Genomic DNA, 19,397 nt, shown 5'->3' with positions numbered 1-19,397 from the left:
TGCGGTACGACAGCGATCGACTCGGGCCGGCTGCCGCCGGCCTTCGCTTTAGCTGTTTTGGGAAGTGGCCCCGCGTCCGCAAGCTGATATCAAATCGACGCAAGGCCACATCCTATCACGCCTCGATAAAAGCGTGCGCCGGCGTTACTCGACCGACAGTTGCAGGTTCATCTGCGAACGCTCGGTGTCGCCGGCCGTGTCGCGATCGGCCTGCGACGCCGGCGTGAGGCGCGCGCGCTCGATCGCATCGAGATACTCGGGCGTCACGTCGCCGGTGATGTAGTTGCCGTCGAAGCACGACGCCTCGAAGCGCTCCAGCTTCGGGTTGATGTCGCGCACCGCGCGGCGCAGGTCGTCGACGTCCTGGTAGATCAGGTGGTCGGCGCCGATGATCTTCGCGACTTCCTCGTCGGTACGGCCGTGCGCGACGAGCTCGCCACGCGTCGGCATGTCGATGCCGTACACGTTCGGGAACTTCACGGGCGGCGCCGCCGACGCGAAGATCACCGACTTTGCGCCCGCATCGCGCGCCATCTGCACGATTTCGTGCGAGGTCGTGCCGCGCACGATCGAATCGTCGACGATCAGCACGTGCTTGTCCTTGAACTCGATGCTCATCGCGTTGAGCTTCTGGCGCACCGACTTCTTGCGCACGGCCTGGCCCGGCATGATGAAGGTGCGGCCGACGTAGCGGTTCTTGAAGAAGCCTTCGCGATACTCGACGCCAAGCTTCGCGGCGACCTGCATCGCAGCCGGACGCGACGAATCGGGAATCGGCATCACGACGTCGATCGGCACGTTCGGCAGCTCGCGCTTGATCTTCTCGGCGAGATAGTCGCCCATGCGCAGGCGCACGTTGTAGACCGGCACGCCGTCGAGGCACGAGTCCGGACGGGCGAGATACACGTATTCGAACATGCACGGATTCAGCGTCGGGTTCTCCGCGCACTGCTGGCTGTGGAAGTTGCCGGCCTTGTCGATGAAGATCGCTTCGCCCGGCTCCAGGTCGCGCACGAATTCGAAACCGATGCCTTCGACCGCCACCGATTCCGACGCAACCATCCATTCGGTGCCGTGTTCGGTCTCGAGCTTGCCGATGCACAGCGGACGGATGCCGAACGGGTCGCGGAACGCGAGCAGGCCGTAGCCGGCGATCAGCGACACGATCGCGTACGAACCCTGCAGGCGGCGATGCACGCCCGACACCGCCTTGAACACCGACGCCGGATCGAGCTCGAGGCCCGTGGTCGACAGTTGCAGCTCGTGCGCGAACACGTTGAGCAGCACTTCGCTGTCGGAATTGGTGTTGATGTGCCGGCGGTCGATCCGGAACATCTCGTCCTTCAGTTGCTGCCAGTTCGTCAGGTTGCCGTTGTGCGCGAGGATGATCCCGAACGGCGCGTTCACGTAGAACGGTTGCGCCTCGGCCTCGCTCGACGCCGAGCCGGCCGTCGGGTAGCGCACCTGGCCGATGCCGTAGGTGCCGGGCAGGCTGCGCATGTTGCGCGTGCGGAACACGTCGCGCACCATGCCGTTCGCCTTGTACATGTGGAAATTGCTGCCGTCCGCCGTCGCAATGCCCGCTGCATCCTGACCGCGATGCTGCAGCAGCAGCAGGCTGTCATAGATCAGCTGATTGACCGGGGATTGGGAGATAACACCTACGATGCCGCACATGGCATGTCCTTCAAGATGACAAAATCGGTTCCGTCTTGCCCGGCCGCGTCGTCACACGCGTACGTACTGGGCCATGCCGTCGGGCAGGAGTTGCTTCAGCTCGTGCACGCCCTGTTCGGCAAAAGGACGCAATAGCGCATTGCGCCAGAAATCCTGTTTGGGCAGTTCGGTCAGCCCGGCCGCCGCGACCAGCAGCACCACCAGCACGCAGCCGCGCACCAGCCCGAACATCATGCCCAGCGAGCGGTCGACGCCGCCCAGGCCACTCGCCTGCGCGATCCGCGACAGCAGCGCGTTCGCCACGCCGGCGACCAGCACGACGCCGATCACGAGCAACGCGAAGGCGATCACCCACTGCGTCAGCGCGCCGCCCGGCCAGTTCGCCGGGATATACGGCACGACCAGCCCGACGTAGCGGCTCGCGATCACGATCGCCGCGATCCAGCCGATCAGCCCGAAAATCTCGGACACGAAGCCGCGCCACGCGCCGCGCAGCGCCGACAACACGATCACCGCCAATACAGCGTAGTCGAAAGCCGTCAGCATCGTGGCATTACTGCGTCAGACCGGCTTCGCGGACCTTCGCGATCGCGGCGGAGGCCGCCGAGCGATCCGCGAACGGGCCGGCACGCAACAGTGTAGCCGTGCTGCCGTCTGCCTGCTTGCGATGCTCGACATATGCGGGCACACCCGCCGATTTCAATTTGGCCGCCCACGAACGGGCCGTCGCGTCATCCTTGAACGAACCGAGCTGCACCGCGAAGCGCGCACCGGCCGGCGATGCCGGCGACGACGCGTCGCCACTGTCCGGGCTCGCCGCGTCGGTATTCGCGACGGTTGCGGGCGCAGGCTTCGGCGTGGCCGGTTTCGCCGCGGGAGCAGCCGGCTTCGGCGCGGGCTTCGGCGGCGTCACGCTCGCGGTGGTGGTCGTATCGGGTTTCGCGACCGGCTTGGCGGCATCCTTCGGCGCGGGTGCCGGTGCGGCCGCAACGGCCGTGTCGGAGGCCGGCGGTTCGTCGTGCGCGACGCCCGCCTGCACGTCGGACACATCGTCGTCGCGCGGCGCGACCGCCTGGTGCGCGGGCCGGTTCGGGATGTCGATCGCGATGTCGTCGGTGACCGGCTTCGGATGCGAATCGAGCACCATCGGCAGTACGATCACCGCGGCCACGACGAGCGCGATCGCGCCGACGAGGCGACGGCGCGCACGTTGCTTTTCTGGAAGGGTCGGATCGAGGAGCAGTGCGTCCGATTCCGGACGCTCGGTGCGGCGCGAGCGTCGCTCGACGCGTTCAGTGCGCTCCGTGCGCACGTTCCGGGAGGCCCCGGTACGACCGCCGCGCCGCGGGGGCGCGTCGTCGTCTTTTTTGCCGAACGAGAAAATTCCCATGAATGGCTGAGTCCGAAACTGCCCGTCAGTCAGTGTTGCTGCGATTTACGGTAGGCCAGCACGCCGGCAACCGTATGGAAACTGCCGAAAACCACGATTCTATCATTCTCGGATGCTCTTTTTAGTGCATCGCGAAACGCTTCCGCGGGCGACGCGTAACGCGTCACGCTCGAATCGGGCCCCTCCTCCACGCCGGCCTTGCGCAGCGCGGCTTCGAGCTGCTCCGCGGAGGCCGCGCGCGGCAGCGGCAGATCGGTCACGCACCAGTGGTCGATCTCGCCCTTCAGATGCTGCAGCACGCCGTCGATGTCCTTGTCGTGCATCGCGCCGAACACCGCGTACGTGTACGGGAAGAAGCCCATGTTGCCCAGGTTCTGCTCGAGCACGGCCGACGCATGCGGATTGTGCGCGACGTCGAGCACGATCGCCGGTTTGCCGGGCAGCACCTGGAAGCGCCCCGGCAGCTCGACGTTCGCCAGCCCGAGCCGGATGTCCTGCGCGGACACCGGCAGCACCGGGCGCAGCGCCTCGAGCGCGGCGAGCGCGGCCGACGCGTTGATCAGCTGATTCGCGCCGCGCAGCGCCGGATACGCGAGCGCCGGATAGCGCTTCTCCCGGCCGAGGTAGCTCCATTGCTGACGCTCGGCGCCCGCCTGCGCCTCGTAGCGGAAATCGCGGCCGACCAGCCACAGATCGGCGCCGATCGCTTCGGCGTGGTCGATCAGCGTCTGCGGCGCGGCCGGATCGCCGCAGATCGCCGGCTTGCCCGCGCGGAAGATCCCGGCCTTCTCGAACGCGATCTTCTCGCGCGTGTCGCCGAGGTATTCGGTGTGGTCGATGTCGATGCTCGTGACGATCGCGCAATCGGTATCGATGATGTTGACCGCATCGAGCCGGCCGCCGAGGCCGACTTCGAGAATCACCGCGTCGAGCCCGCGCGACGCGAACAGATTGAGGATCGCGAGCGTCGTGAATTCGAAATACGTGAGCGACACGGGCTCGGCCAGCGACGTGCGCGCGGCTTCGACGGCCTCGAAGTGCGGCAGCAGTTCGTCGTCGGTCACGTTCTGCCCGTTCACGCGTGCGCGCTCGTTGAATTCGAGCAGGTGCGGCGACGTGTGGCAACCGACCTTGTAGCCCGCGCGCACGAGAATCGTCTCGAGGAATGCGCAAGTCGAGCCCTTGCCGTTCGTGCCGCCGACGGTGATCACGGGGCACGCGAATTCGAGCTGCAGCGCCGCCTTGACCTGCCCGATGCGGGTGAGGCCCATGTCGATGCCGACCGGGTGCGCGCGCTCGAGATGCGAAAGCCACGCGTCGAGAGTGGGAAAAGTGCTCATCGGATCAAATCTGAATCGGTACGGCCACACTACGCCAAAAAACGAAGCGCGCCGCCCGACGCTGAAGCCGGGCGACGCGCGCGGTTCACAGCCCCTGCGCTCAGGCCAGCGCGTCGGCCGGCTGACGCTGCAGCAGTGCGAGCAGCTGCGCGATCTCGTCGCGCATCTTGCGGCGGTCGACGATCATGTCGATCGCGCCCGTCTTCAGCAGGAATTCGGCGCGCTGGAAGCCTTCCGGCAGCTTCTCGCGAACCGTCTGCTCGATCACGCGCGGGCCCGCGAAGCCGATCAGCGCCTTCGGCTCGGCGATCACGACGTCGCCGAGGAACGCGAAGCTTGCCGACACGCCGCCCATCGTCGGATCGGTCAGCACCGAGATGAACGGCAGCTTCGCTTCGGCGAGCTTCGTCAGCATCGCGGTGGTCTTGGCCATCTGCATCAGCGACAGCAGGCTTTCCTGCATCCGTGCGCCGCCCGATGCGGTGAAGCAGATGAACGGCACGTGCTGTTCCAGCGCGTTCTGCGCGCCGCGCGCGAAGCGCTCGCCGACGACCGAACCCATCGAGCCGCCCATGAACGAAAACTCGAAGCAGGCAGCCACGACCGGCAGCGTGTGGATCGCTCCACCCATCACGACCATCGCGTCGGTCTCGCCGGTTTCGTCCATCGCTTCCTTCAGACGATCGGGGTACTTGCGGCTGTCCTTGAACTTCAGCGAGTCGACCGGCACGACTTCCTGGCCGATCTCGTAGCGGCCTTCCGGATCGAGCAGCCCGTCGAGACGCTCGCGCGCGCCGATGCGCATGTGGTGATCGCACTTCGGGCACACGTGCAGGTTCGCGTCCACGTCGTTGCGATAGAGAACGGCCTCGCAGGACGGGCACTTGACCCACAGGCCTTCCGGAATGCCCTTGCGGCTTTTCGGGTCGGTCTGCTTGATCTTCGGCGGCAACAGTTTGTCGAGCCAGCTCATCGTATGGTTTCCTGTTCCGTGGCGGGGCGGGCCGATCGGCTCGTTCCCGCTTCCTGTGTTGTGTTTATCACGCTGCCTTGGCGGCGCCGTCCAGCGCGGCGCGCAGCTCGGCGATGAACGCCTTCAGCGCGGCGGCGGCGCCTTCCGGCGCGGCGCTCTCGAGCAGCTGCACCAGGCGGCTGCCGATCACGACGGCGTCCGACACTTCGGCCACCGCGCGCGCCGTTTCGGCGTCGCGGATACCGAAGCCGACGCCCACCGGAACCGGCACGCGCGACTTGATGGCCGGGATTTTACCTGCAATGCTCGAAACATCCAGATTTCCGGCGCCGGTCACGCCCTTGAGCGACACGTAATACACGTAGCCGCTCGCGATCTTGCCGACGTCGGCGATGCGCTCGTCGGTCGACGTGGGCGCGAGCAGGAAGATCGGATCGATCTGCGCGGCCCGCATCTTTTCCGCGAACACGCCCGCCTCTTCAGGCGGATAGTCGACCACCAGCACGCCGTCGACGCCGGCCGCATGCGCTTGCGCCGCGAACGCATCGACGCCCATCCGTTCGATCGGGTTCGCATAGCCCATCAGCACGACGGGGGTTTTGGTGTCGGTTTCGCGAAAACGCTTCACGTCGGCGAGCACGCTCGTGAGCGTGACGCCGCGCGCGAGCGCGCGTTCCGACGAGCGCTGGATCACGGGGCCGTCGGCCATCGGGTCCGAGAACGGCACGCCGAGTTCGATCACGTCCGCGCCGCCTGCGGCGAGCGCGTGCATGAATTCGACGGTTTTCGCGGGATCGGGGTCGCCGGCCGTGATGAACGGGATCAGGCCCTTACGGCCTTGTTCGGCGAGCGCGGCAAAGGTCTGCTGAATACGGGACATGGCAATTTTCCTTGATGCGTTTCGGCGACGCGGCGGCGCGATTCACGCGCACGCCGGCGCGGCGAGCGCGCTCACGCGCTCGTGCGCGATCGCACAATAGCTTTCGTTGATCTCGTAGCCGACGAAGTCGCGCCCCTGCCGTGCGCAGGCCACCGCGGTCGTGCCGCTGCCCATGAACGGATCGAGCACGCGGCCGCCCGGCGGGCAGCTTGCGAGCACCATCCGCTCGATGATTTCCAGCGGCTTCTGGGTCGGATGATCGACGCGCTCCGCGTGCTGCCGGTGCAGGCGCGAGACCGACCAGACGTCCTTCGGGTTGTAGCCCATCTCCAGCCACTTGCTGCCTTCGAACAGCTTGCGCGAGCGGGCCTTCTTCGTGTCGGCGTCGTACGGGATGCGGACCGGATCGAGATCGAAGTAATACGCTTTGGAAACCGCGAAAAAGCCGATGTTGTCGTGCACCGACGTGAAACGGCGCGTCGTGCCGCCCATGCTCGGCACGCGCCGGTCCCAGATGATCTCGTTGACCATCGTGAGCTGCGTCTTCAGGAAACTGAAGATTTCCGGCGCGTACTGCCACGTGCAGAAGATGTACATCGACCCGCTCGGCTTCAGCTTCGGAATCGCGAGCTCGAGCCACTCGCGCGTCCACGCGAGGAAATCGTCGCCCGAACGCTTGTCCGAGTCGTTGCCGTAGTCCTTGCCGAGCCCGTACGGCGGATCGGCGACGATCAGGTCGATCGACGCATCCGGCAGGTGCGCGGCATCGGTCAGGAAATCGCGGTTGTGCAGTTCGATACCGTGCGGCAGCACGCGCGGCACGGCAGCGGCGGGCTGGGCCGCCTCTGCCTCGCTCGCGGCGCCGCCGCCCGGCTCTTCGATCAGGTCACGCATCGGTCGGGGTCAGAGCTCGATGCCCGATCGCTCGGCGACCGTGTGCATGTCCTTGTCGCCGCGGCCCGACAGGTTGACGAGCAGGATCTTGTCCTTCGGCAACGTCGGCGCGAGCTTCACGCCATACGCGATCGCGTGGCTCGACTCGAGCGCGGGGATGATCCCCTCGATCCGGCAGCAGTCGTGGAATGCCTTCAGCGCCTCGTCGTCGGTGATCGGCACGTACTGCGCGCGGCCGCTGTCCTTCAGCCATGCGTGTTCGGGGCCGACGCCCGGATAGTCGAGGCCCGCCGACACCGAATGCGTCTCGATGATCTGGCCGTTGTCGTCCTGCAGCAGATACGTGCGGTTGCCGTGCAGCACGCCAGGGCTGCCGGCGATCAGCGATGCCGCGTGATGACCCGTGTCGATGCCGTCGCCGGCCGCTTCGACGCCGATCAGCTGCACCGATCGATCGTCGATGTACGGATAGAAGATGCCCATCGCGTTCGACCCGCCGCCGACGCAGGCGATCACCGCGTCCGGCTGCCGGCCCGCGAGCTCGGGCATCTGCACCTTGCACTCGTCGCCGATCACGCGCTGGAAGTCGCGCACCATCATCGGGTACGGGTGCGGGCCCGCGACCGTGCCGATGATGTAGAACGTGCTTTCGATGTTCGTGACCCAGTCGCGCATTGCTTCGTTCAGCGCGTCCTTCAGCGTGCGCGAACCCGATTCGACCGGCACGACCGTCGCTCCAAGCAGCTTCATCCGGTAGACGTTCGCGGCCTGCCGGCGCACGTCCTCCGCGCCCATGTAGACCACGCACTCCATCCCGAAGCGCGCGCAGATCGTCGCGGTCGCGACGCCGTGCTGGCCGGCGCCGGTTTCCGCGATCACGCGCTTCTTGCCCATGCGCTTCGCGAGCAGCGCCTGGCCGATCACGTTGTTGATCTTGTGCGCACCGGTGTGGTTCAGGTCTTCGCGCTTCAGGTAGATCTGCGCGCCGCCGAGCATCTCGCTCCAGCGCTGCGCGTGATAGATCGGCGACGGACGGCCGACGAAATACTTCAGCTCGCGCTCGAATTCGGCGACGAAGTCGGAATCGTTCTGGAACTTTTCATACGCCGCGCGCAGTTCGTCCAGCGCGTGAATCAGCGTCTCGGCGACGAACACGCCGCCATACGGGCCGAAATGGCCGCGATCATCGGGAAGGTTGTACATGGTGTCTCTCTCGATCGGTCGGTGCGCCCCGCTTGTCGGGCCGCACCGGCTTGCCTCATCCGGCGTCCGCTTCGCGCACCGCGCGTACGAACGCCGCCATCCGGGCGTGATCCTTCACGCCCTTCGCGCCCTCCACTTCGATGCCACTCGAGACATCGACAGCGAACGGACGCAACTGGCGGATCGCATCACCGACGTTTTGCGCGTTCAAGCCACCACTCAAAACGGCCCGACGCGCGAGCTCTGCGGGAATAAGAGACCAATCGAAGACCTTGCCGCTACCGCCGTAATCCGGCACCAGGGTGTCGAACAGGAGGCCGCGCGCTTTCGAATAATGAAGAGCCGATTCTACCAAATCGGACGGCTGCGTCGAGGGGCCGACGCGCACCGCGCGCAACCACGGCAGGCGCGCCGCGCGGCCGAGCGCATCGCACTGCTCCGGCGTCTCGTCGCCGTGGAACTGCAGCACCGTGAGCGGCACGTCGCGCACGATGGCCTCGATCTCGGCTTCGGTCGCATTCACGAACAGCCCGACCACGGACACGAACGGCGGCGCGAGACTCGCCAGCTCGGCCGCCTGCGCGATCGTCACGGCGCGCGGGCTCTTCGGGTAGAACACCAGGCCGATCGCATCGGCGCCGAGCGCCGCCGCGTGCAGCACGTCCTCGCGGCGCGACAGCCCGCACAGCTTGATGCGCGTGCGCGGCGGCAGGCCCGCCGCGGCGGAATTCGAAGAAGGCACGTCGTGATCCGTCATGATAGTGGGTCCAGATCGGCCCAGACGCTGCTCCACGGCACGCTGCCGAGCTGCGCGGGCGGGACGGCGAATTCCGCCGGGTAGCCGACGTGGGCAAGGTACAGCCCGTCGGCCATGAACGTGGGCGCCGCGAGGTTGCGGTCGCGCCCGGCCAGCACGTCGGCGAGCCAGTCGGCCGGGTAGCGGCCGCGTCCGACCGCGACGAGGCAGCCCATCAGGTTGCGTACCATGTGATGCAGGAACGCGTTCGCGCGGAAGCGGAAATGGATGAAATGCCCCGCGCGTCGCACGTCGATCTGATACAGGTGTTTGACCGGCGTCTTCGACTGGCATTCCGACGACCGAAACGACGAAAAGTCGTGCTCGCCGATCAGGTGCGCGGCGGCGGCGCGCATCGCGTCGTCGTCGAGCGGCGTGTGGATCCAGCCCGCACGGCCGGCCAGCATCGGCGAGCGCACGGGGTGCACGTACAGCGCGTAGTAGTAAGTGCGCTCGAACGCCGAGAAACGCGCGTGGAACGTGTCCGGCATCGGCTTCGCCCATTGCACCGACACGGTCGGCGGCAGGAACGCGTTGGTGCCGCGCACCCACGAGAACGCTTCGCGCTCGAGGTCGGTGTCGAAATGCACGACTTGCCCGAGCCCGTGCACGCCGGTGTCGGTCCGCCCCGCAACCGTCGTGTGCAGCGGCACCCGCGCGAACTCGGCCAGCGCGTGTTCGAGCCGGTCCTGCACGGTCTTGCCGTGCGGCTGCGCCTGCCAGCCGCAGAACGCCGCGCCGTCGTACTGGATGCCAAGCGCGATCCGCATCACGCCTCGTCCGCCAGTTTCGCGAGCAGTGCGCGTGCGTCGTCGTGCGTCGCGGCGTCGTTCGCGTCGACCACTTCCTGCAGCAGCGTCCGCGCGCCCGACAGGTCGCCCAGTTCGACGTATTCGGCCGCGAGGTCCAGCTTGTTGCGGGCGATGCGCGCGAGCTCGTCGGGGGTAAGCGCAGGCAGCGCAGCGCCCGGCGTGGACGGCAGGTCGAGATCGAAGTCGAGCTTCAGCGCGCCGAACTGCGCGCCGCCGAGCGGCGGCAGAGACGACGTCGCGGGCGGGTTGCCCGCGTGGCCGGCAGGCGTCGCCGCATCCGGATCCCAGTCGAACTCGTCTTCCTGGTCGGCCGGATGTTCCGGTACCGCTTCACCCGAACCCATTGCCGGGCGCTGGGTAGATTGACCGTTAGTTGCAATTTTATCGGCGTCGATCTGCGTCGCCCCCGCAGACGGTTCCTCCTCCGCCGCCGATGGTTCGCCTGCCGCCCGCGGCGGCAACGGCATGTCGAGACTATTGAGCGCGCTGATCGCGTTCTGCATCAGCGTCGCGTGCTGCGCTTCGGTCGTCGAAGGTGCAGCGGATGCGGCGGCCGGCTCGGCTGGCTCGTCGGCGGCAGCGGCTTTTTCGGCCGGTTCCGCGTCGTGCGACGCCGCGGTCGAAACCGGGGTCGCCGCGCTCGCGGCCGGCTCCGCAGCGTGCGCAGGCAGCGATTCAGGCGATTCGTCGCGCGGCGCCGTCAGGTCGGGCGCGGACGATGTGTCCGCGACGGGTGGCTCGACCGTCTCCGCCGCAGCGGCGGCCGCTGCGGCGAGATTCATGTCGGACGCCGCATCGCGTGCGACCGGCATCTCGGGCGTGATCGGCAGTTCGCGTTCGACGGACGGCGCGGCTTCCGCTTCTGCAACCGCAGCACCGCCTGCCGCGGCCGCAGTCGCAGCCGTCCCCGCATCGTCCGCGCGACGACCCTTGCGGCGCTTGCGCCACGCGAAGCCGGCCGCGAGCACGATCACGGCAGCGCCGGCCGCAGCGGCCGGGCGCCAGTCCATCTGCTCGGTACGACGTGCAGGCGTCGCGACGGGTGCGGCCGGTTGTACCGAAGCCGATGCCGGTTGCGGCGCACTGGCTGCCACACCCGACGCGACCTCGTCCGCCGTCGATGCAGCGGCCGACGCACCGGCGTCATTCGCGGCCGGACGCGGCGCGGCGGGTGCCGGAGCGGTCGCAGGCGCAACGCCGGTCGTCGTTGCCGGTTTGCCGATGCCGTGCTTCTGCAACTCCATCAGCACGCGATTCTTCAATGCCAGCAATTGCTGCAGGCTCGACGGCCGCGGCTGCGACGCACCGACGGCGGGCGCCGCGCCGGCCGGTTCATGCACGCCGAAGACCGGGCTGCCCGGCACCGACGGCCCCGCAGCCTCGCTCGCGGACGACGGCGCCGACTGGATCGCACCGGTCCATACGTGCGGGCCGCTTGCACCTGCGGTGGGCGCCGCCGGCTGCATGCCATCGACAACCGACGCGCCATGGGCGGCCGACGCACCGATCGAAGCCGACGCGCCGCTCGAAGCCGAAGCACCGCTCGAAGCCGACGCCCCCGCCGCCGCCGTCGCGGCGCTCGCCCCGCTCACCGGCGCTGCATGCACGACCGGCGCCATCGGCGCGGGCTGCATGGCCGAGCCGGCATGCGGCGCGGATGCGCCGTGCTGCACGCTCGCCGCCCCGCCCGATGCGGCGGGTGCGGAAGCGGCCGCCGTACCCGATGCAGCGGACGCGCCGGCCGGCGCCAGCGCCGCGCCGGTGGCGTCGAGCGGGGGCAAGGTCAACGTCGCGCCGACTTTCAGGCGGCTCGCGTCGCGCTTCATGAACGCCTGCGGATTGGCGTCGAACAGCGCACGGCCCGCGCGCGCGAGCACGGCCGGATCGTGCGATTGCGTGGCCGCTTTCGCGATGTCGTTCAGCGACTGGCCCGGCTGGACCGTCACGGTAAGTGGAGCGGCGCCGCCGGCGGCGGACGCCGGCAGCTCGCCGGTGCCGACCGCCCACGCCGTTGCGGCTGCGCCGAGCGCCAGGATCGCCAGCACGCCACGCACGGCGCGCGACAGACGGGACTGACGCGGAAACAAGGAAATTCGGGACATCGTTGGCTCTATCGCCGCGCGCGGGCGCGGCTCGGATTCACGGTTGGAAGCGTCAATAAAGTGGCTGCAGAAATGCAAAAGCGTCGCGCGGAACGCGACGCTTTCGGCGGGTCTGTGCGTCGTAACCGCGTAGTTTACTTCACACGATCGGGTTCCGGCCGAATTCGTCGCCCGTAGATGCAACGGCTGCCGGCGGGCGCTCGTGTCGCGCGGGTCCACCTGCGTCAGCCCATGCATCCGATCGATCGAAGCCAACCTGCGCGCGCAGTCGAAAACCATCTCGCAGCGGCATCGCCCCACCGTTCGAATGGCTGCTTTCTGGCACGTTCACCGCGTGTACGCCGCAAGATCGCGGCGACAGAAACGCCAACGTCCCCTCGGCAATCCGCCCCGGCCGCCATTAATGAATTGACAGCCGAAAATCAAAACAAATCGCGACCGGCGATCAAGCTCGCTCCAATTACATCCAGTTCTTCGATAAGAAGGCAATTTCCCGCTCTTATCGAAGAAATGAAAATCCACACTCCCGAAGCTCCACCCCACAAGGCTTTCAGCACCTTCCTCATGCTCCATCGTTCATATGAAAGCGACCACTTTCACACGAATTCAATTTCATTACACAAAATTACACAGATCGATTAATTACCGCCGATACGATCGCCCCTAAACAGGAATCGGCGCATTTCGGCCTCGCGCCTGCTCATGCCGGAAAGGCGGGAGCCCGCTCGGCCAGGCTGCTGCCGTGAAGTGCCGGAGGGCCATCGCGCAGTCGCACGACTGCATTCACTCACCAGCTCGTTACGGGGACCGAACATGGGCTATCAGCAGGGTTTGAGCGGGTTGGCCGGCGCGTCGAGCAAGCTCGACGTGATCGGCAACAACATCGCGAACGCAAACACGGTTGGCTTCAAACAGGGGCGCGCGAATTTCGCCGACATGTACGCGAATTCGGTCGCGACGTCGGTCAACACGCAGATCGGCATCGGCACGCGGCTCGCGTCGGTGCAGCAGAATTTCGGCCAGGGGACGATCGATTCGACGAAGTCGGCGCTCGACGTCGCGATCAACGGCAACGGCTTCTTCCAGATGTCGAGCAACGGCGCGATCACTTATTCGCGCGACGGCACGTTCCACCGCGACAAGAACGGTGCGATCGTCGACGCGCACGGCCGCAACCTGATGGGCTATGCGGCAGGCGCCGGCGGCGCGATCAACACAGCGCAAACGGTGCCGCTGCAAGCGCCGACCGGCAACCTCGCGCCGCGCGCGACGAACAGGATCACCGGCCAGTTCAACCTGAACGCGCAGGACAAGGTGCCGACCAGGACGCCGTTCAACGCGACCGACAACACGACGTACAACTACAACGCGTCGATCCAGGTCTACGACACGCTCGGCGGCTCGCAACAGGTCACGATGTACTTCGCGAAGCGCGCGGCCGGCACGTGGCAGGCCTACGCGGGCGTGCCGGGCCAGACGCCGACGAATCTCGGCACCGTCACGTTCGACGCATCGGGCCGGATCAGCTCGACGACGTCGGGCGCGAACGGCCAGCCGACGCCGAGCCTCGGCCAGTTCGCGTTCTCGATCCCGAACACGACGGGCGGCGCCAACCCGCAGAACCTGACGCTCGATCTGGGCGGCACGACGCAGTATGGCGGCAAGGACGGCGTGAACAATCTCGCGCAGGACGGCTTCGCGAGCGGCACGCTGACGACGTTCTCGATCGGCGCCCACGGCACGCTGACCGGCAACTACTCGAACGGCCAGAGCGCAGTGCTCGGCCTGATCGCGCTCGCGAACTTCAACAACCCGAACGGGCTCGTGAACATCGGCGGCAACCAGTATGCGGAAACCGCCGCGTCGGGCGTGCCGCAGATCTCCGCGCCGGGCAGCACGAACCACGGCACGCTGCAGGGCAGCGCGCTGGAAAACTCGAACGTCAACCTCACGAACGAGCTCGTAAACCTGATCACCGCGCAGCGCAATTATCAGGCGAATGCGCAGACGATCAAGACCCAGCAGGCCGTCGATCAGACGCTGCTGAACCTGCGCTGAGTCTGCGCTGAACCGCGCATGAAAAACGCGCCGCGCCGGCCCTGAATCTCGAGGCCGACGCGGCGCGTCGTATCGTGCAGCCCGGCCCGCGGGCCGGACAGCGTGCGGGCTTACTTGTCGAGCAGGATGCGCAGCATGCGGCGCAGCGGCTCGGCCGCACCCCACAGCAGCTGATCGCCGACCGTGAACGCCGACAGGTATTCGCCGCCCATCGCGAGCTTGCGCAGGCGGCCGACCGGCACCGACAGCGTGCCGGTGATCTTCGCCGGCGACAGGTCGCGCATCGACGCTTCACGCTCGTTCGGCACGACCTTCACCCAGTCGTTCGCCGACGCGAGGATGCCGTTGATCTCGTCGAGCGGCACGTCCTTCTTGAGCTTGATCGTCAGCGCCTGCGAGTGGCAGCGCATCGCGCCGATCCGCACGCACAGGCCGTCGACCGGGATCGAACCCGGCTCGCCCATCGCCGGCTTGCCGAGGATCTTGTTGGTTTCCGCGCCGCCCTTCCACTCTTCCTTCGACATCCCGTTGCCGAGATCCTTGTCGATCCACGGAATCAGCGAACCGGCGAGCGGCACGCCGAAGTGGCTCGTCGGCATCGCATCGCTGTTCATCGCAGCCAGCACGCGGCGGTCGATGTCGAGAATCGCGGAAGCCGGATCGGCGAGCTGCTCCTGCACCGCGCCGTTCAGCGTGCCCATCTGCGACAGCAGCTCGCGCATGTTCTGCGCGCCCGCGCCCGACGCGGCCTGGTACGTCATCGCCGTCATCCAGTCGACGAGGTTCTCGCGGAACAGGCCGCCGAGCGCCATCAGCATCAGGCTGACCGTGCAGTTGCCGCCGATGAAGTTCTTCGTGCCCTTGACCAGCGCGTCCTTGATCACGTCGAGGTTGACCGGATCGAGAATGATGACCGCGTCGTCCTTCATCCGCAGCGACGATGCCGCGTCGATCCAGTAGCCGTTCCAGCCGGCCGCGCGCAGCTTCGGAAACACGTCGTTCGTATAGTCGCCGCCCTGGCACGTGATGATCACGTCGCACTTCTTCAGCTCGTCGACGTTGGTCGCGTCCTTGAGCGTGGTCTCGTTTTTCGCGAACGACGGCGCCTTGCCGCCCGTGTTGCTGGTGCTGAAGAACACCGGTTCGATCAGGTCGAAATCGCCCTCTTCCTGCATGCGCTGCATCAGGACGCTGCCGACCATGCCGCGCCAACCTACGAGACCTACGTTCATGACTAACCCTTTGCTTTGAATGGAGCTTCCCCGCCATTTCCGTCCCCGCGTGACCGCGCGGGGAAACAGGCGGGCACGACGGCGATCAGCGTTTAATGATCGTTTTCGTGGTAATGGTTTTCGTGATGACGATGGCGCGCGCACCCGCACGGGCAGTGTTGCCGTGGAGTTTCAGGACCGGGGAGATCAGGGAAATCAGCGCCATCGTTCGAGTCTACACAAAGCCGGTGGCCCGCACAACGGCCAACCGCGCGCGAACCGGCCGATTTTTACGGCCCGTTCGCGCCCTTTTCATCTTAATTGCCGGACTTCATTTCCGTCCGCTTACAGCGCGGCGACCACCGCGTCGCCCATCGCAGCCGTGCCGACCTGCTTGCAGCCCGGCGTCGCGATGTCGCCCGTACGGTAACCCTGTTCGAGCACCGTTTTCACCGCGCGTTCGATGCGATCGGCCTGCTCCGCGCGATTCAGCGAGTAGCGCAGCAGCATCGCGGCCGACAGGATCGTCGCGAGCGGGTTCGCGATGCCCTTGCCCGCGATGTCCGGCGCCGAACCGTGCGACGGCTCGTACAGGCCCTTGTTGTGCTTGTCGAGCGACGCCGACGGCAGCATGCCGATCGAGCCCGTCAGCATCGACGCCTCATCCGACAGGATGTCGCCGAACATGTTGCCGGTGACGATCACGTCGAACTGCTTCGGCGCCTTCGCGAGCTGCATCGCCGCGTTGTCGACGTACATGTGCGACAGCTCGACGTCCGCGTACTCCTTCGACACGTCGATCATGATGTCGCGCCAGAACTGCGACGTCTCCAGCACGTTCGACTTGTCGACCGACAGCAGCTTCTTCGCGCGTTTTTGCGCGGCCTGGAACGCGACGTGCGCGATGCGGCGCACTTCCGGCTCCGAATAGCGCATCGTGTCGAAGCCCTCGCGCTCGCCGGCGAACGGGCCGTCCGGCGCCGCACGCACGCCGCGCGGCTGGCCGAAGTAGATGTCGCCGTTCAGTTCGCGCACGATCAGGATGTCGAGGCCCGCGACGAGTTCGGGCTTCAGCGGCGACGCATCGACGAGCTGCGGATAGCAGATCGCCGGACGGAAGTTCGCGAACAGCTCGAGGTGCTTGCGCAGCCCGAGGATCGCCTGCTCGGGGCGCAGCGCGCGCTCCAGCGAGTCGTACTTCCAGTCGCCGACCGCGCCGAACAGGATCGCATCGGCCTGCTTCGCGAGCGCCAGCGTCGTGTCGGGCAGCGGATGGCCGCTCGCCTCGTAGCCCGCGCCGCCGACCGGCGCTTGTTCGAGTTCGAACTTCTCGTCGAGTGCGTTCAGCACCTTCACCGCTTCATTGACGATTTCCGGACCGATGCCGTCGCCCGGCAGCACTGCAATCTTCATGCGAAATTCCTGACTGGGTAGGGTATTGGGGAAGCAGGCAGGCGGGCGGGCGCACGCGCGGCGCGCCCGCAACGCGCGATCAGCCGACCAGCTTGGTGTTGAGCCACGGCTGCTTCACGAGCCGCTCCGCTTCGAACTGGCGGATCTTGTCCGCGTAGCGCAGCGTGAGGCCGATGTCGTCGAAGCCATTCAGCAGGCAGTACTTGCGGAATGCGGCGATCTCGAACGGATACTCGCGGCCGTCGGCGGCACGCACGACCTGCGCGTCGAGGTCGATCGTCAGTTGATAGCCGTTGAACGCGACCGTCTCGTTGAACAGGTGATCGACCTGCTGCTCGGTCAGCACGATCGGCAGCAGACCGTTCTTGTAGCAGTTGTTGAAGAAGATGTCCGCGAAGCTCGGCGCGATGATCGCGCGGAAGCCGTACTGCTGCAGCGCCCACGGCGCGTGCTCGCGCGAGCTGCCGCAGCCGAAGTTCTTGCGGGCGAGCAGCACCGATGCGCCCTGATAGCGCGGCTGGTTCAGCACGAAATCCGGGTTCAGCGGACGCTTCGAGTTGTCCTGGCCCGGCTCGCCGTGATCGAGATAGCGCCATTCGTCGAACGCGTTCGGACCGAAGCCCGTGCGCTTGATCGACTTCAGGAACTGCTTCGGGATGATCGCGTCGGTGTCGACGTTCTCGCGATCGAGCGGCGCCACGACGCCGGTATGTACAGTGAATTTTTCCATGATCCGTCTATCCGGTTGAAGGGCCGGCACGCGGCCGGCACCCATCGACAAATTCTCGGGTGGCGTCAGTCCGCGGCGCGCTGCAGCGCGTTGCCGGCGGCATGGACGTCCTCGCCGAAGCCTCGGACGGTATTGCAGCCGGCCAGGCCGACGCCCAGCCCCGCGAGCGCCAGCGCGGCGACCAGCCGCGCGATGAGCTTCGATGCCGTCACGCGTTACCCCAGCTGGCGAATGTCGACGAAGTGACCTTCGATCGCCGCGGCCGCCGCCATCGCGGGGCTCACGAGGTGCGTGCGACCGCCCGCGCCCTGCCGGCCTTCGAAGTTGCGGTTCGACGTCGACGCGCAGCGCTCGCCCGGATCGAGCCGGTCGGCGTTCATCGCGAGGCACATCGAGCAGCCCGGCTCGCGCCATTCGAAGCCCGCATCGGTGAACACCTTGTCGAGCCCTTCGCGCTCGGCCTGCGCCTTCACGAGGCCCGAGCCCGGCACGACCATCGCGAGCCGCACGTTCGGGGCGACGCGGCGGTTCAGCTTCTTCACGACGTACGCGGCCGCGCGGATGTCCTCGATCCGTGCGTTCGTGCACGAGCCGATGAAGATCTTGTCGACCTTGATCGATTCGATCGGCGTGTTCGGCTCGAGCGCCATGTAGGCCAGCGCACGCTCCATCGCGTCGCGCTTGACCGGATCCTTTTCGCGCTCGGGATCGGGCACGCGACCGTCGATCGACGTGACCATTTCCGGCGACGTGCCCCACGTGACCTGCGGGACGATCTCGGCCGCATTCAGCTCGACCACGCGGTCGAACTGCGCGCCTTCGTCCGACTTGAACTGGCGCCAGTATTCGACGGCCTGATCCCATTCCGCGCCGGTCGGCACGAACGGACGGCCCTTCAGGTAATCGATCGTCGTATCGTCGACGGCGACCATGCCCGCGCGCGCGCCGGCCTCGATCGCCATGTTGCAGACGGTCATGCGGCCTTCCATCGTCAGCGCGCGAATGGTCGAGCCGCCGAATTCGATCGCATAGCCCGTGCCGCCCGCGGTGCCGATCTTGCCGATGATCGCGAGCACGATGTCCTTCGCGGTACAGCCGCGCGGCAGCGCACCCTCGACCTTCACGAGCATGTTCTTGCTCTTCTTCTGCAGGAGCGTTTGCGTCGCGAGCACGTGCTCGACTTCCGACGTGCCGATGCCGTGCGCGAGCGCGCCGAACGCGCCGTGCGTCGACGTATGCGAATCGCCGCACACGATCGTCATGCCCGGCAGCGTCGCGCCTTGCTCCGGCCCGATGATGTGGACGATGCCCTGGCGCACGTCGTTCATCTTGAACTGCGTGATGCCGAAGGCGTCGCAGTTCGCGTCGAGCGTGTCGACCTGCAGCTTCGAGACGGGATCGGCGATGCCGTGGCTGCGGTCCGTCGTCGGCACGTTGTGGTCCGACACGGCCAGGTTCGCGCTGATGCGCCACACCGGGCGCTGCGCGATCTTCAGCCCTTCGAATGCCTGCGGGCTCGTGACTTCATGCAGCAGTTGACGGTCGATGTAGAGCAGGGTCGTGCCGTCTTCCTCGGTGTGGACCACGTGGGTGTTCCACAGTTTGTCGTAGAGAGTCTGTGCCATGGGTATGCGGGGTCGTTGTGACTACAAGCCTTGCGGATGCGGTCGATTATGCCACGCACAACGCGCCACGGCGCAGGCCGGACGCGAAAAAACCCATTAAAAACAGTGGTTTGGCTGGTAGTGCCAATACCTGTATCGGCATTACCAGCCAAAACGGGGCACGCACGAGCCGGCGCGCGGCGAGCGCGCGTGCGGCGCCCGTATCCGTGCCCTCGCCTAGTCAGTATGACTCCCGCGGGGCAAAGGCTGGCCTGCCGTGAGGAATCAAGCGCGGGTTAGCATTGCTGCCAGAG

18 protein-coding genes are annotated in these 19,397 nt (G+C 66.8%); 1 reads left to right on the top strand and 17 read right to left on the bottom strand.

Annotated features, from left to right (window positions below):
• Positions 1–144: 144 nt before the first annotated feature.
• The 11 genes from purF to WS89_RS16510 form a co-directional block, all read right to left on the bottom strand.
• Positions 145–1,677 (bottom strand): amidophosphoribosyltransferase, encoded by a 1,533-nt coding sequence (gene purF / locus WS89_RS16560; protein WP_006495945.1) that lies wholly within the window; start codon positions 1,675–1,677, stop codon positions 145–147.
• Positions 1,678–1,728: 51 nt separating this feature from the next.
• Positions 1,729–2,223: a CvpA family protein gene (locus tag WS89_RS16555; protein WP_006479328.1), complete on the bottom strand. Its 495-nt coding sequence runs from the start codon at positions 2,221–2,223 to the stop codon at positions 1,729–1,731.
• Positions 2,224–2,230: 7 nt separating this feature from the next.
• Positions 2,231–3,067: an SPOR domain-containing protein gene (locus WS89_RS16550; protein ID WP_059792003.1), complete on the bottom strand. Its 837-nt coding sequence runs from the start codon at positions 3,065–3,067 to the stop codon at positions 2,231–2,233.
• A gap of 29 nt (positions 3,068–3,096) precedes the next feature.
• Entirely contained in the window at positions 3,097–4,407 is a 1,311-nt protein-coding gene (gene folC, locus WS89_RS16545; protein ID WP_059792001.1) for a bifunctional tetrahydrofolate synthase/dihydrofolate synthase, read from the bottom strand.
• A 100-nt stretch (positions 4,408–4,507) separates the two neighbouring features.
• Positions 4,508–5,380: an acetyl-CoA carboxylase, carboxyltransferase subunit beta gene (gene accD, locus WS89_RS16540; RefSeq protein ID WP_040139428.1), complete on the bottom strand. Its 873-nt coding sequence runs from the start codon at positions 5,378–5,380 to the stop codon at positions 4,508–4,510.
• Positions 5,381–5,447: 67 nt separating this feature from the next.
• Complete coding sequence (trpA, locus tag WS89_RS16535; RefSeq protein WP_059791999.1) at positions 5,448–6,260, bottom strand: tryptophan synthase subunit alpha; 813 nt, start codon at positions 6,258–6,260, stop codon at positions 5,448–5,450.
• A gap of 42 nt (positions 6,261–6,302) precedes the next feature.
• A complete protein-coding gene (locus tag WS89_RS16530) occupies positions 6,303–7,154 on the bottom strand; it encodes a DNA-methyltransferase (RefSeq protein WP_059791997.1) in 852 nt (283 codons plus the stop codon).
• A 9-nt stretch (positions 7,155–7,163) separates the two neighbouring features.
• On the bottom strand, positions 7,164–8,357 hold the full coding sequence (trpB, locus tag WS89_RS16525) for a tryptophan synthase subunit beta (protein ID WP_059791994.1): 1,194 nt from the start codon (positions 8,355–8,357) through the stop codon (positions 7,164–7,166).
• Positions 8,358–8,412: 55 nt separating this feature from the next.
• Positions 8,413–9,114, bottom strand: coding sequence for a phosphoribosylanthranilate isomerase (locus tag WS89_RS16520; protein ID WP_059501146.1), 702 nt, complete (start codon positions 9,112–9,114; stop codon positions 8,413–8,415).
• A complete protein-coding gene (gene truA, locus WS89_RS16515; RefSeq protein ID WP_034205167.1) occupies positions 9,111–9,923 on the bottom strand; it encodes a tRNA pseudouridine(38-40) synthase TruA in 813 nt (270 codons plus the stop codon). The genes WS89_RS16520 and truA overlap by 4 nt, the downstream gene beginning before the upstream one ends.
• Entirely contained in the window at positions 9,923–12,067 is a 2,145-nt protein-coding gene (locus tag WS89_RS16510) for a FimV/HubP family polar landmark protein (protein ID WP_059791992.1), read from the bottom strand. Before WS89_RS16510 ends, truA begins: the two co-directional genes overlap by 1 nt.
• A gap of 813 nt (positions 12,068–12,880) precedes the next feature.
• On the opposite strand from WS89_RS16510, the gene flgE reads away from it, so the two are divergent.
• Positions 12,881–14,125, top strand: a complete 1,245-nt coding sequence (gene flgE / locus WS89_RS16505) for a flagellar hook protein FlgE (RefSeq protein WP_059791990.1) — start codon at positions 12,881–12,883, stop codon at positions 14,123–14,125.
• A gap of 110 nt (positions 14,126–14,235) precedes the next feature.
• On the opposite strand, the gene asd is transcribed toward flgE, so the two are convergent.
• The 6 genes from asd to leuC all read right to left on the bottom strand — a co-directional run bounded on the left by asd (position 14,236) and on the right by leuC (position 19,104).
• The gene (gene asd / locus WS89_RS16500; RefSeq protein WP_059783982.1) at positions 14,236–15,357 is read right to left on the bottom strand and encodes an aspartate-semialdehyde dehydrogenase; all 1,122 of its coding nucleotides are present in this window, start codon (positions 15,355–15,357) and stop codon (positions 14,236–14,238) included.
• Between the two features lie 85 nt (positions 15,358–15,442).
• Positions 15,443–15,562, bottom strand: coding sequence for a hypothetical protein (locus tag WS89_RS16495; protein ID WP_006756675.1), 120 nt, complete (start codon positions 15,560–15,562; stop codon positions 15,443–15,445).
• A gap of 119 nt (positions 15,563–15,681) precedes the next feature.
• Positions 15,682–16,749, bottom strand: a complete 1,068-nt coding sequence (gene leuB / locus WS89_RS16490; RefSeq protein WP_059791988.1) for a 3-isopropylmalate dehydrogenase — start codon at positions 16,747–16,749, stop codon at positions 15,682–15,684.
• 79 nt (positions 16,750–16,828) lie between these two features.
• On the bottom strand, positions 16,829–17,479 hold the full coding sequence (gene leuD, locus WS89_RS16485; RefSeq protein WP_034205172.1) for a 3-isopropylmalate dehydratase small subunit: 651 nt from the start codon (positions 17,477–17,479) through the stop codon (positions 16,829–16,831).
• A 65-nt stretch (positions 17,480–17,544) separates the two neighbouring features.
• Positions 17,545–17,691, bottom strand: a complete 147-nt coding sequence (locus WS89_RS16480) for an entericidin A/B family lipoprotein (protein WP_034205173.1) — start codon at positions 17,689–17,691, stop codon at positions 17,545–17,547.
• A gap of 3 nt (positions 17,692–17,694) precedes the next feature.
• On the bottom strand, positions 17,695–19,104 hold the full coding sequence (leuC, locus tag WS89_RS16475; RefSeq protein ID WP_059501151.1) for a 3-isopropylmalate dehydratase large subunit: 1,410 nt from the start codon (positions 19,102–19,104) through the stop codon (positions 17,695–17,697).
• Positions 19,105–19,397: the final 293 nt, after the last annotated feature.

Origin of the sequence: Burkholderia sp. MSMB1072, assembly GCF_001524725.1 — a bacterium.
Classification (GTDB): Bacteria; Pseudomonadota; Gammaproteobacteria; order Burkholderiales; family Burkholderiaceae; genus Burkholderia.
Note: the sequence above shows the minus strand (reverse complement) of the source record. Positions and strands in the feature narration are given on the sequence as shown.

Excerpts from the sequence above, each read along its gene's own strand:
- purF (WP_006495945.1), bottom strand. The coding sequence starts at position 1,677 with ATGTGCGGCATCGTAGGTGTTATCTCCCAATCCCCGGTCAATCAGCTG.
- WS89_RS16555 (WP_006479328.1), bottom strand. The coding sequence starts at position 2,223 with ATGCTGACGGCTTTCGACTACGCTGTATTGGCGGTGATCGTGTTGTCG.
- WS89_RS16550 (WP_059792003.1), bottom strand. The coding sequence starts at position 3,067 with ATGGGAATTTTCTCGTTCGGCAAAAAAGACGACGACGCGCCCCCGCGG.
- folC (WP_059792001.1), bottom strand. The coding sequence starts at position 4,407 with ATGAGCACTTTTCCCACTCTCGACGCGTGGCTTTCGCATCTCGAGCGC.
- accD (WP_040139428.1), bottom strand. The coding sequence starts at position 5,380 with ATGAGCTGGCTCGACAAACTGTTGCCGCCGAAGATCAAGCAGACCGAC.
- trpA (WP_059791999.1), bottom strand. The coding sequence starts at position 6,260 with ATGTCCCGTATTCAGCAGACCTTTGCCGCGCTCGCCGAACAAGGCCGT.
- WS89_RS16530 (WP_059791997.1), bottom strand. The coding sequence starts at position 7,154 with ATGCGTGACCTGATCGAAGAGCCGGGCGGCGGCGCCGCGAGCGAGGCA.
- trpB (WP_059791994.1), bottom strand. The coding sequence starts at position 8,357 with ATGTACAACCTTCCCGATGATCGCGGCCATTTCGGCCCGTATGGCGGC.
- WS89_RS16520 (WP_059501146.1), bottom strand. The coding sequence starts at position 9,114 with ATGACGGATCACGACGTGCCTTCTTCGAATTCCGCCGCGGCGGGCCTG.
- truA (WP_034205167.1), bottom strand. The coding sequence starts at position 9,923 with ATGCGGATCGCGCTTGGCATCCAGTACGACGGCGCGGCGTTCTGCGGC.
- WS89_RS16510 (WP_059791992.1), bottom strand. The coding sequence starts at position 12,067 with ATGTCCCGAATTTCCTTGTTTCCGCGTCAGTCCCGTCTGTCGCGCGCC.
- flgE (WP_059791990.1), top strand. The coding sequence starts at position 12,881 with ATGGGCTATCAGCAGGGTTTGAGCGGGTTGGCCGGCGCGTCGAGCAAG.
- asd (WP_059783982.1), bottom strand. The coding sequence starts at position 15,357 with ATGAACGTAGGTCTCGTAGGTTGGCGCGGCATGGTCGGCAGCGTCCTG.
- WS89_RS16495 (WP_006756675.1), bottom strand. The coding sequence starts at position 15,562 with ATGGCGCTGATTTCCCTGATCTCCCCGGTCCTGAAACTCCACGGCAAC.
- leuB (WP_059791988.1), bottom strand. The coding sequence starts at position 16,749 with ATGAAGATTGCAGTGCTGCCGGGCGACGGCATCGGTCCGGAAATCGTC.
- leuD (WP_034205172.1), bottom strand. The coding sequence starts at position 17,479 with ATGGAAAAATTCACTGTACATACCGGCGTCGTGGCGCCGCTCGATCGC.
- leuC (WP_059501151.1), bottom strand. The coding sequence starts at position 19,104 with ATGGCACAGACTCTCTACGACAAACTGTGGAACACCCACGTGGTCCAC.